8 protein-coding genes are annotated in these 10,881 nt (G+C 71.8%); 1 reads left to right on the forward strand and 7 read right to left on the reverse strand.

The genetic code is table 11. The features are described 5' to 3' along the window. Nucleotides 1-89: 89 nt before the first annotated feature. From ABZ656_RS47615 to ABZ656_RS47630, 4 genes are read right to left on the reverse strand one after another with little or no spacing between them, the layout of a single operon-like run. Complete coding sequence (locus ABZ656_RS47615; protein WP_101406064.1) at nt 90-1,121, reverse strand: L-idonate 5-dehydrogenase; 1,032 nt, start codon at nt 1,119-1,121, stop codon at nt 90-92. 39 nt (nt 1,122-1,160) lie between these two features. Beyond that, nucleotides 1,161-1,919 (reverse strand): SDR family oxidoreductase, encoded by a 759-nt coding sequence (locus tag ABZ656_RS47620; RefSeq protein WP_360277448.1) that lies wholly within the window; start codon nt 1,917-1,919, stop codon nt 1,161-1,163. Between the two features lie 31 nt (nt 1,920-1,950). Next, the gene (locus tag ABZ656_RS47625) at nt 1,951-3,348 is read right to left on the reverse strand and encodes a gluconate:H+ symporter (RefSeq protein ID WP_101406066.1); all 1,398 of its coding nucleotides are present in this window, start codon (nt 3,346-3,348) and stop codon (nt 1,951-1,953) included. 38 nt (nt 3,349-3,386) lie between these two features. Further along, entirely contained in the window at nt 3,387-3,905 is a 519-nt protein-coding gene (locus ABZ656_RS47630; RefSeq protein ID WP_101406067.1) for a gluconokinase, read from the reverse strand. A 153-nt stretch (nt 3,906-4,058) separates the two neighbouring features. Between ABZ656_RS47630 and ABZ656_RS47635 the strand changes: the two genes are divergently transcribed. Beyond that, nucleotides 4,059-4,760, forward strand: coding sequence for a FadR/GntR family transcriptional regulator (locus tag ABZ656_RS47635; RefSeq protein ID WP_101408250.1), 702 nt, complete (start codon nt 4,059-4,061; stop codon nt 4,758-4,760). 5 nt (nt 4,761-4,765) lie between these two features. On the opposite strand, the gene ABZ656_RS47640 is transcribed toward ABZ656_RS47635, so the two are convergent. The 3 genes from ABZ656_RS47640 to ABZ656_RS47650 form a co-directional block, all read right to left on the reverse strand. Further along, a complete protein-coding gene (locus ABZ656_RS47640; RefSeq protein WP_180362577.1) occupies nt 4,766-5,140 on the reverse strand; it encodes a YchJ family metal-binding protein in 375 nt (124 codons plus the stop codon). 37 nt (nt 5,141-5,177) lie between these two features. Further along, on the reverse strand, nt 5,178-6,566 hold the full coding sequence (locus tag ABZ656_RS47645; protein WP_101406069.1) for a M1 family metallopeptidase: 1,389 nt from the start codon (nt 6,564-6,566) through the stop codon (nt 5,178-5,180). Nucleotides 6,567-6,640: 74 nt separating this feature from the next. Beyond that, entirely contained in the window at nt 6,641-10,516 is a 3,876-nt protein-coding gene (locus ABZ656_RS47650; protein ID WP_360277454.1) for a Pls/PosA family non-ribosomal peptide synthetase, read from the reverse strand. Nucleotides 10,517-10,881 lie beyond the last annotated feature (365 nt).

Genomic DNA, 10,881 nt, shown 5'->3' on the forward strand with positions numbered 1-10,881 from the left:
TACGAGGGTCAGGGCCCGGCACGCCGAGAGCACGCACCTGACGCCGCGGAGCCGCCCTCCGGGCGACGACGGGAATTTGACGACAGGACCTAGTGCCGGCCCTCGAAGTCCAGCAGCACCTTGCACGAGCGGCCGCGGTCCGCGGCCAGGGTGAACGCCGACTCCGCCTCACTCAGCGGGACCACCGCGCTGACCAGGGAGTCGAATCGGGGCTCGGCCGCGAGCAGGACCAGCGCGTCGTCGAACTCCTCGTCGAAGCGGAACGCGCCCCGCAGCTCGATCTCCCGGCTCACCATCAGGTTCCCCGCGAACGGGCTCTGTCCCGGCGGCAGCATGCCGAGCTGGACGACGACCCCGCCACGCCGTACCAGGCGCAGGCAGGTGTCGAGGCCCGCGGCCGCCCCGGACGCCTCGACGGCCACGTCGACCTCCGTCGGCCACCCGGGACCGGCGGGATCGTCGGCCCGTACGACCGCGTCCGCGCCCGCCGCGACGGCGTACGACAGCGCCTGCGGCAGCAGGTCCGTCACGGTCACCCGGGCCGCGCCCGCGGCCTTGGCGGCGGCCACCACGAGACAGCCGATGGGCCCGGCCCCCGTCACCAGGACATGCCGGTCCTTCACCGCACCGGCCCGCCGGACGGCGTGCAGCGCCACCGAGAGCGGCTCGGCGAGCGCCGCCCGCCGCAGCGGGAGCCCCGCGGGCAGCTCCCTCAACTGCCGGGCGGGCACCACCACTTGGGCGGCGAACCCGCCCTGCACATGCGGGGTGCGCGCCGCGCTGCCCAGGTAGCGGGTGTCCCGGCAGACGTTCGCCCGTCCGTCGGCGCACTCGGGGCACACCCCGCACGGGGTCGCCGGGTGCACGGCCACGGCCGTACCCGGCGCGGGACCGGTGGCCCCGTCGCCGTACGACAGCACCGTCCCCACGACCTCGTGGCCCAGCACCATCGGCTCCCGCAGGCGGAAGTCCCCGACGCCGCCGTGCCGCCAGTAGTGGAGGTCGGACCCGCACACCCCGCCGTACCGGACGGCCACGAGCGCCTCGCCGGGCCCGGCGGACGGGACCGGCAGTTCGTCGACCCGCAGGTCACCCTGCCCGTGAATCACACAGCCGAGCATCGTCAGGCCCCTTTCACCGCTCTCACCGCGCGGTCCGTTTCACAGCACACTCGTCATACCGCCGTCGACGTACAGCACCTGCCCGCTCACGAAGTCCGCCGCGGGCGAGGCGAGGAAGAGCACCCCGCCGACCAGGTCCTCCGTGCGGCCCCACCGCCCGGCCGGGGTACGCCGCCGCACCCAGGCGCTGAACTCCTCGTCCTCGACGAGGGGCTGGGTCAGCTCCGTCTCGATGTAACCGGGGCCGAGCCCGTTCACCTGCACCCCGTACTGCCCCCAGTCCGCGCACATGCCCTTGGTGAGCATCTTCAGCGCGCCCTTGGTGGCCGCGTACGGGGCGATGCCCGGACGGACGACCTCACTCTGCAACGAGCAGATGTTGACGATCTTGCCGTGGCCGCGTTCCGTCATCCGCCGTGCCGCCTCGCGGCCGACCAGGAACGCGCTGGTCAGGTTGGTGTTCAGGATCCGGTGCCAGTCGGTGTCCGTGAACTCCAGGAGCGGGGCCCTCAGTTGCATGCCCGCGTTGTTGACGAGGATGTCGATCGGGCCCACCCGGTCCTCGACGTCCGCTATTCCGGCGGCCACCGAGGGGCCGTCCGTGACGTCGAAGACCGCGGTGTGGACGTCGCCGGGCAGTTCCGACGCGGCCTTGGTGAGCCGGCCGGCGTCCCGCCCGTTCAGGACGACCGTACAGCCCGCCTCAAGGAGCCCGCGGGCCAGCGCGAACCCGATGCCCCGGCTGGAGCCGGTGACCAGGGCCCTGCGACCACTGATGTCGAACAGGGGGTGACTCATCCCCGTACTCCCGTCTCTCGCCCTCGTACCCCTAGATGACCAGCGACAGCAGCAGGACCAGCCCGCCCGCCACCACCGAGATGATCGTCTCCATGACGGACCAGGTCTTGACGGTCTGGCCGACGCTGAGGCCGAAGTACTCCTTGACCAGCCAGAAGCCGGCGTCGTTGACATGGCTGAAGAAGAGCGAGCCGGCGCCTATCGCGAGGACCAGGAGCGAGGTGTGGGCGGTCGACATGTCGGCCGCCAGGGGCGCGACCAGACCGGCCGCCGAGATGGTGGCGACGGTCGCGGAGCCGGTCGCGAGGCGGATGGCCACCGCGATCAGCCAGGCGAGCAGCAGCGCGGGGATCGACCAGTCCTTGGAGATGTCCAGGATCATCTGGCCCACCCCGGAGTCGATCAGGGTCTGCTTGAAGCCGCCGCCCGCGCCCACGATCAGCAGGATGCCCGCGATGGGGGCGAGGGACTTCTCGACGGTCGTCGAGATGCGGTCCTTGGTGAAGCCGGCCGCGCGGCCGAGGGTGAACATGCCCACGATCACGGCCGCGAGCAGGGCGATCAGCGGAGAGCCGACGACGTCGAAGACGCGCTGCACCATGTGGGTGGGGTCGTCCACGATGATGTCGACCAGTGCCTTGGACAGCATGAGGACGACCGGCAGCAGCATGGTGGCGAGGGTGGCGCCGAAGCCGGGACGCTTGTCCAGTTCTTCGGAGGCGCGGGTGGGGATCATGCGGTCGGGGGCCGGGACGTCGACCCAGCGGGCCGCGACCTTCGAGAAGAGCGGGCCCGCGATGATCACCGTCGGGATGGCGACCAGGACGCCCAGCGCGAGCGTGATGCCCAGGTTGGCCTTGACCGCGTCGATCGCGACCAGCGGGCCGGGGTGCGGCGGGATCAGGCCGTGCATCACGGACAGGCCGGCCAGGGCGGGGATGCCGATGCGCATCAGGGAGTAGTTGCCGCGCTTGGCGACCATCAGCACGACCGGGATCAGCAGCACGATGCCGACCTCGAAGAACAGCGGCAGACCGATCACCGAGGCGATCAGCACCATCGCCCAGGGCATGGCGCGGCCGCCGGCCTTGGCGAGGATGGTGTCGACGATCTGGTCGGCGCCGCCGGAGTCGGCGAGGAGTTTGCCGAGGATCGCGCCGAGCGCGATCAGGACGCCCACACCGGCGACGGTGGCGCCGAGGCCGGTGGTGAAACTGGTGATGGTCTTGTCCAGCGGGGCCCCGGCGAAGGCGCCGAGGGCGAGCGAGCCGATGGTCAGGGCCAGGAATGCGTGCAGCTTGAACTGGGTGATGAGCAGGACGATGACGGCGATGCCCGCCAGCACGGCGATGCCCAGCTGAGCATGGCCCGCCGAGGTGATCGGCTCGACTGCGTCCGCTGCCAGCATCTCGACACTGAGTCTGGTCACGGTGGTCCCTTGCTTGAGAAACGTACGTGGGAAAGGTGTTAGAGCGAGGGCTGGGCAAGCCCCTGGAGTGCGGTCACGGCCCGTTCGGTGATCTCCCCGGGGTCGCCGGAGACGTCCACGCAGACACCCGCCTCGTCCGCTTCCAGCGGCTGGAGGGTGGCGAACTGCGAGTCCAGCAGCGCCGTCGGCATGAAATGCCCCTGGCGGTGCGACATCCGGTCCTCGATGAGCGCGCGGTCACCGGTCAGATGGACGAAGACGACCCCGGGCGCCTCGGCCCGCAGCCGGTCGCGATAGCTGCGCTTGAGCGCCGAACTGCTGACCACTCCGCCGAGCCCGTGCCGGTCGTGCGCCCAACGGCCGATGGCGTCCAGCCAGGGCCAGCGGTCGTCGTCCGTCAGTGGGGTCCCGGCCGACATCTTGGCGATGTTGGCCTGCGGGTGGAAGTCGTCGCCCTCGGCGTACGGAACGCCGAGCCGGGCCGCAAGCAGGGGACCGATGGTGGTCTTGCCGGTACCTGCGACGCCCATGACCACGACGACATGGGGGGTGCTCATCGCTGCCTCACTGTCTACGTCACTGTCGCGTGACTGTCTTCGTCGACATCTGATGTCGACGACACTGAAACTCATTAGGTACGACGAATTCAAGAGTGTGTGACATATAAGTCTGACTTTTTGTTCCAGGGCTCCGCCTCGTACGCTGACCCCATGACCACACGGGGCCGGGGGCTGCACGGACATGTACTGGAGTCCCTCGGGCCGGCGATCACGGCGGGCGAGTACCCGCCGGGGAGCGTGCTGCGCACCGACGAGCTCGCGCAGCGCTTCGAGGTGTCACGCTCCGTGATGCGCGAGGCGGTCAGGGTGCTGGAGTCCATGTACCTGGTCGAGTCCCGCCGCCGCGTCGGCGTCACGGTCCGCCCCAAGGCGGAATGGAACGTGTTCGACCCTCAGGTCATCCGCTGGCGGCTGGCCGGCGCCGACCGCCCCCACCAGTTGCGCTCGCTCACCGTGCTGCGCTCCGCCGTAGAACCGATCGCCGCGGGCCTGTCCGCCCGGCACGCCACCGCCGCTCAGTGCGCGGAGCTCACCGAGTGCGCCCTCGGCATGGTGGCCAACTCGCGCGGCCACAAGCTGGAGGAGTACCTCGTCCACGACGTGGCCTTCCACCGGGTGATCCTCAACGCCTCCGGCAACGACATGTTCGCCCGCCTCGGTGACGTGGTCGCCGAGGTCCTCGCGGGCCGCACCCACCACGAGGTGATGTTCGAGGATCCCGACCCGGCCGCCGTCACCCTGCACGTCCAGGTCGCGGAGGCGGTCCGCGCGGGCGACGCGTCCCGCGCCGAGGAACTCACCCGCCAGATCACGGTCGGCGCGCTCCAGGAACTGGACATCCTCGCGCCGTAGACGTCCTACTCCAGGAAGTCGCCGTCCACGTACACCCAGGCCCCGTCGACCCGCTCGAACCGGCTCCGCTCGTGCAGCGAACCGCCCCGGTAGGAGGCCCGGAAGGTCACGGTCCCCACGGAGTGGAAGGCCGACCCCTGCCCCGTGTCGAGGATCTCCAGCCCCGTCCACCGCATCCACGGATCGAACTCGACCCGCGCCGGCCGCGTCCGCGGATGCCAGGTCCGCAGCAGATACCCCTCGTCCTCCTTGACAAAGGCGCAGTACCGCGACCGCATCAGACGCTCAGCGGTCGGCGCGAGCGCCTCACCGCGGTGGAAGCGCCCACAGCACCGCGCGTACGGCTCGGGCAGCCCGCACGGGCAGCTACGACTGGTCATGACCGCCATTCTCTCCCAGCCCGGAGGGGCCCAGGGCCTACGCCGAGTCGGCGTTGGTCGGCGGGTACGTCGGGCGGGCCGGCATCGGCGCGACCGGTGCGGCCAGGGTGGGCAGCGGCGGCAGCTTCGCCGTACGCAGCCAGGCCCCGAACAGGTCGTCCAGCGGCTCGGCCGAGTACCGGGCGGCATGCGCGGTGAACACCGCCGTCGTGACCGCGCCGCCCCGGTGCAGGGCGGCCCAGCCGCGCAGCATGCGGAAGAAGGCGTCGTCGCCCATCGCGCAGCGCAGCGCGTGCAGGGTGAGCCCGCCGCGCTCGTAGAGCCGGTCGTCGAACATCAGCTTGCGGCCCGGGTCGGCCAGCACCAGATCCTTCGGCTGCCCGGACAGCTTGCGGTGCGCGAGAGCGGCCAGCTGCTGAGCCGTACGGCCTCCCGACCGCTCCGACCACAGCCACTCGGCATACTTCGCGAAGCCCTCGTTCAGCCAGATGTGCCGCCAGTCCGCGATGGACACGCTGTTGCCGAACCACTGGTGCGCCAGCTCGTGCGCGACCAGCCGCTCCGAACCCCGCGCCCCGTCCACGTGGTTGGCGCCGAACAGCGACAACCCCTGTGCCTCGACGGGGACATCGAGCTCCTCCTCGGTCACCACGACGGCGTACTCGCCGAACGGATACGGCCCGAAGATCTGCTCGAACAGCTCCATCATCGCGGGCTGCCGCGCGAAGTCCCGGGAGAACGCGCCGAGCAGGTGCGCGGGCAGATGCCCCGTCTGCGGTACGCCACCGAGCCCGGGGTCACCGAGCAGCACCGTCTGGTACTTCCCGATCGACATCCCGACCAGATAGCTGGAGGTCGGCGCCGCCTGCTCGTACACCCAGGTGGTCGTCGACGCCTTCGTCGTGCGGGTGAGCAGCCGGCCGCCCGCCACCACCGAGTACGCCGACGGCGTCGTGATCGAGATCTGGTACGCGGCCTTGTCGGCGGGGCGGTCGTTGCACGGGTACCAGGAGGGCGCGCCGATCGGCTGGCTCGCCACCAGCGCCCCGTCCTCCAGTTCCTCCCAGCCGAGCTCGCCCCAGGGGCTGGCGACCGGCTTGGGGTTGCCCGACCAGTGCACCTCCACGGTGAACGCGGCCCCGGCCCGTATCGGCTTCGGCGGGCGGATGCGCAGCCGGCCGCCCCGGTGCGTGTAGTGCGGTGCCTTGCCGTCGACCCGGACCCGGCCGATCCGGAAGTCGGCCAGGTTCAGCTGGAACTCGGCGAGCGGAGCCCGGCCCGCTATGGCGTTGAGCCGCGCGGTGCCGGACAGCCGGTTGGGGCCGGGGCGATAGTCCAGCGCGAGCTCATACCGGTGCACCCGGTAACGGGGATCACCGTTGGCCGGGAAGTACGGGTCCGAACCCACTGTCTGCTGAACGCTCACGCTTGCGTCTGCTCCCTGCGCTGTGCTCGTACGACGTGCCGGTGCACCGTCCCCGGACGCCGCACGGGCCGCGCCTAGGAACGCCATGCCTCGATCGGGTTGCCCAGCCAGCGGGTGTCGTCGGGGACGGATTCCGCCGCCATGACGAGCGACGCGGGTCCCAGCGTGCTGCGCGCCCCGACTGTGCTGCCGGGAAGGACGATTCCGCCCGGGCCCAGAGTGGCGCCCTCACGGAGGACAACAGTATCCGTCCGCAAGATCCGGTCGTGGAAGAGGTGGGTCTGCAGGACACAGCCCCGGTTGACCGTGGTCGCGTCCTCCAGGGTCACCAGGTCCGTCTCGGGCAGCCAGTAACTCTCGATCCATGCGCCCTTGCCGATACTGGCGCCGAGGCCGCGCAGCCACGCCGTCATCAGCGGCGTACCCGGCACGGATCCGGCCAGCCACGGCACGGCGACGACCTCGACGAAGGTGTCCGCCAGCTCGTTGCGCCACACGAAACCGCTCCACAGCGGGTGCTCGCCCGCCCGGTGCCGGCCGACCAGCAGCCACTTCGCCACGATCGACGTCAGGCAGGCGAGCACGCCGACGCACAGGAACACGATCCCGGCCAGCAGCGGCGCCCAGACGCCCAGCACGCTCAGCGCGGCGACGGTCAGTACCGCCAGCGCCGCCGAGCAGAACACCGGCACGATCCGGCACAGCTCCACGAGCGCCCGCGCCCACAGCAGCCGCGCGGGCGGGTCGTAGGTGCGGCTCTGATCGCCGTCCTGCGTCGAGCGCGGCAGCTTCACCGGCGGCAGCCCCAGGTACGAGCTGCCCTTCTTCGCCTTCTTCGGGGTCGCCGACAGCACCCCGACCAGCCCGCCGTCCGGCACGCTGCGGCCCGGCGCGGTCATCCCGGAGTTGCCCAGGAAGGCCCGGCGGCCGATCTCGGCACGCCCGATCCGCATCCAGCCGCCGCCCAGCTCGTACGGCGCGGTCAGGGTGTCGTCGGCGAGGAAGGCGCCCTCGCCCACGGTGGTGAGACTCGGCAGCGCGAGGACGGTGGAGACCTCGGCGCCCCGGCCGATCTTCATACCGAGCAGCCGCAGCCACACCGGCGTGATCAGCCCGGCGTACAGCGGGAACAGCGTGTCGCGCGAGCGGTCCATCAACTGCGTGACGGTCCAGGCCTGCCAGCCGATCCGGCTGTGCGTCGGGTACGTGCCTTCGCGCAGACCCAGGCTGAGCAGACGTACACCGACCAGGAGCAGCAGCGCGTACGCGAGCCCGAAGGCGAGCGTGGCCGGGACCAGCGCGAGTACCGCGCCGTGCAGGGCCGCACCGAGCCCGGCGTCCGCGCTCACGAACAGATGAGCCACCAGAAGTGCGGCGACGGCCGAGAGGACGGGCAGTGCGGTCAGCGCGAAACCGGTCGCGCCGTACATCGCCCGCCAGTACGTGCCCCGGCGCGGACGCTCCTTGGGCCAGGCGCGCTTCGCCTTGCCGAGCTTGCCGGCGGGCGCTCCGGCCCAGCGCTGCCCGGTGGGAACCTGCCCGGCGACCGCCGAGCCCGGCGCCACCTCGGCCCGCTTGCCGACGCGCGCGCCCGGGAAGAGGATGCTGCGCGTCCCGACCACCGCACCGGCGCCGACCTTGACCTGCCCGATCTCCAGCCGGTCCCCGTCCAGCCAGTACCCCGACAGGTCCACCTCGGACTCGACGGCGGCACCCCGGCCCAGCTTGAGCATGCCGGTCACCGGCGGCAGCGAGTGCAGATCGACGTCCGTGCCGATCCTGGCGCCCAGGGCACGCGCGTACCGCTCCAGCCAGGACCCGGTCAGCGAGGCCGCGCCACTGAACTCGGCCAGCCGCTCGGCGGTCCACAGCCGCAGGTGCACGCTTCCGCCGCGCGGGTAGCGCCCGGGCTTCACCCGGCGCAGCAGCAGCCGCGCCCCGCCCGCGGCGATCGCGAGCCGCCCAGGCGGGCTGTGGAGCACGACCGCCCCGGCGCCGACGAGCCACCACGGGGCGCTCGGCGCCCAGGGGTACGGACCGAACCAGTGCAGTACGTTCCCGAGCGCGGCCAGCGCCACGGTCCAGCGCAGCCCCATCAGTGTGAACAGGGGTATCAGCAGGAACAGCTGGGCCACCTTGGTGCGCAGCGGCACCGGGGCGATGACCCGTTCGGCACCGTCGTCCTGCGCGGACTTCTCCAGGTGCCGGGCAAGCTTGCGCAGGACGGGCTGCTGGTAGATGTCGAGCACGGCGGCGCTGGGATAGCGGGTGCGCAGCCGGGTGGTGAGCTGGGCGGCGGCGAGGCTGCCACCGCCGATCGCGAAGAAGTCGTCGGACCCGCTGCCGACCGGGATGCCGAGGACCTCGCTCCACTGCTCGGCGAGCCAGGCCTCGGTGCCGTAGAGCTGTTCCTTCGCACCGCCGGTCTCCAGGCCCTCCAGGGGCCAGGGGAGCGCGCCCCGGTCGACCTTGCCCGAGGTGCGGGTCGGCAGGTCCGCGACCGGGGCGAGCAGCGGGACGAGGGCCGCGGGCAGTTCGGCGCGCAGCTTCTCGACGGCGGCGGCCTGGTCCCAGCCCTCCTGGGTCACGACATAGCCGACGAGCAGCTGATTGCCGCTGCGGGCGGTCCGGACGGCGGCGGCGGCACTCGCCACACCGGGGAGTGCCTGGAGCGCCGCATCGACCTCGCCGAGCTCGATGCGGCGCCCGCCGAGCTTGATCTGCTCGTCGGCCCGCCCGAGGAAGATGAGCCCCTCCGGCTCGGCCTTGACGAGGTCACCACTGCGGTACGCCCGCTCCCAGCCGAGCGACTTCAGCGGCGCGTACTTCTCCGCGTCCTTCTCTGCGTCGAGATACCGGGCGAGCCCGACCCCGCCGATCACCAGCTGGCCGCTCTCGCCCATGGCCACGGGCTCGCCGGCCTCGTCGACCACGGCCAGCTCCCAGCCGTTCAGCGGCAGCCCGATCCGGATCGGCTCCTCGCCGGTCATCAGGGAGGCGCAGGCGACGACGGTCGCCTCGGTGGGCCCGTAGGTGTTCCACACCTCGCGGCCCTCGGTCACCAGCCGCTGGACCAGCTCGGGCGGGCAGGCCTCACCGCCGAAGATCAGCAGCCGTACGTCATTGAGGGCCTCCGGCTCCCAGAGCGCGGCGAGCGTCGGCACGGTCGAGACGACGCTGATCTCCTGCTCGACCAGCCAGGGCCCCAGGTCGGCGCCGCTGCGCACCTGGGAGCGCGGCACCGGCACCAGACAGGCGCCGTACCGCCAGGCCAGCCACATCTCCTCGCAGGAGGCGTCGAAGGCGACGGACAGGCCCGCCATGACCCGGTCACCGGGCCCGATCGGGTCCTCGGTGAGGAACAGCTCCGCCTCGGCGTCGACGAACGCGGCGGCGCTGCGGTGACTGACGGCCACGCCCTTGGGCCTGCCCGTGGACCCGGAGGTGAAGATGATCCAGGCGTCGTGCTCGACACCGGGCCGCGTGGCGGGCATCTCGGAGGTGCCGTCGACGGTCAGCCGGTGCCCGGCTCCGATGACGGCCCGCACCTCCGCCTCGCCGAAGACCAGCTCGGCCCGCTCGTCGGGATCCTCGGCGTCCACCGGCACATAGGCCGCGCCGGCGGCCAGTACGGCGAGGACGGCGACGTACAGCTCGTTGGTGCCGGAGGGGACGCGGACACCGACCCGGTCGCCGAGGCCCACCCCGGCGTCGCTCAGCCGCCGCCGCAGGGCCTCGACCTCGACGGCGAGGGCACGGTAGGTGAGGGCCCGGTGGCCGTCGTCGAGGGCGGGCTCGTCGGGGTGGGCCCGTACGGTGGCGTCGAGGATGTCGACCAGCGTGCGCGGCGAGGCGGCGACGGAGGCGGAGAAGCGCGCCGGGTCGCCGAACTCCGCGCGCACCTCCTCGTCGAACAGCGCGAGTGCGGGGCCTTGCTCGAGGGCTGCCATCGGGTCCTCACGTGTCGTTCCCGGAGCGTCCGGGGAGCTGGTGGGCCCGCAGGTATGCCTGGGGATATTCCGGTCCAGCTCCAAACAAGCCTTGAATTTTAGTACGACGCTAGTCGCGTACCTGGTCATCAGCCATGCGAGGAGGCCGTGCGAGGGCACCGGAACTACTGATTCCGGTGCGGTGACGGAGCCCTGACATGGGGGTATGTCATCCTGACGAGATCTGCCCCACATCTGTCCGTAACGCCGCGAACACGACGAGTTGAGGCCTGTGATGCGTGCAACGAGTGAGGGCCGCGACCTGATGGTCGCGGGCCCGCACACACACGGGGGGCGAAGGGGGGCGGGTAACCCCCCCCCCCGAA

This window comes from Streptomyces sp. NPDC007095 (assembly GCF_040634475.1).
Taxonomy (GTDB): Bacteria; Actinomycetota; Actinomycetes; order Streptomycetales; family Streptomycetaceae; genus Streptomyces.

Coding starts and splice junctions, on each gene's coding strand:
- ABZ656_RS47620 (WP_360277448.1), bottom strand. CDS start 1,919: ATGAGTCACCCCCTGTTCGACATCAGTGGTCGCAGGGCCCTGGTCACC.
- ABZ656_RS47635 (WP_101408250.1), top strand. CDS start 4,059: ATGACCACACGGGGCCGGGGGCTGCACGGACATGTACTGGAGTCCCTC.
- ABZ656_RS47630 (WP_101406067.1), bottom strand. CDS start 3,905: ATGAGCACCCCCCATGTCGTCGTGGTCATGGGCGTCGCAGGTACCGGC.
- ABZ656_RS47650 (WP_360277454.1), bottom strand. CDS start 10,516: ATGGCAGCCCTCGAGCAAGGCCCCGCACTCGCGCTGTTCGACGAGGAG.
- ABZ656_RS47640 (WP_180362577.1), bottom strand. CDS start 5,140: ATGACCAGTCGTAGCTGCCCGTGCGGGCTGCCCGAGCCGTACGCGCGG.
- ABZ656_RS47615 (WP_101406064.1), bottom strand. CDS start 1,121: ATGCTCGGCTGTGTGATTCACGGGCAGGGTGACCTGCGGGTCGACGAA.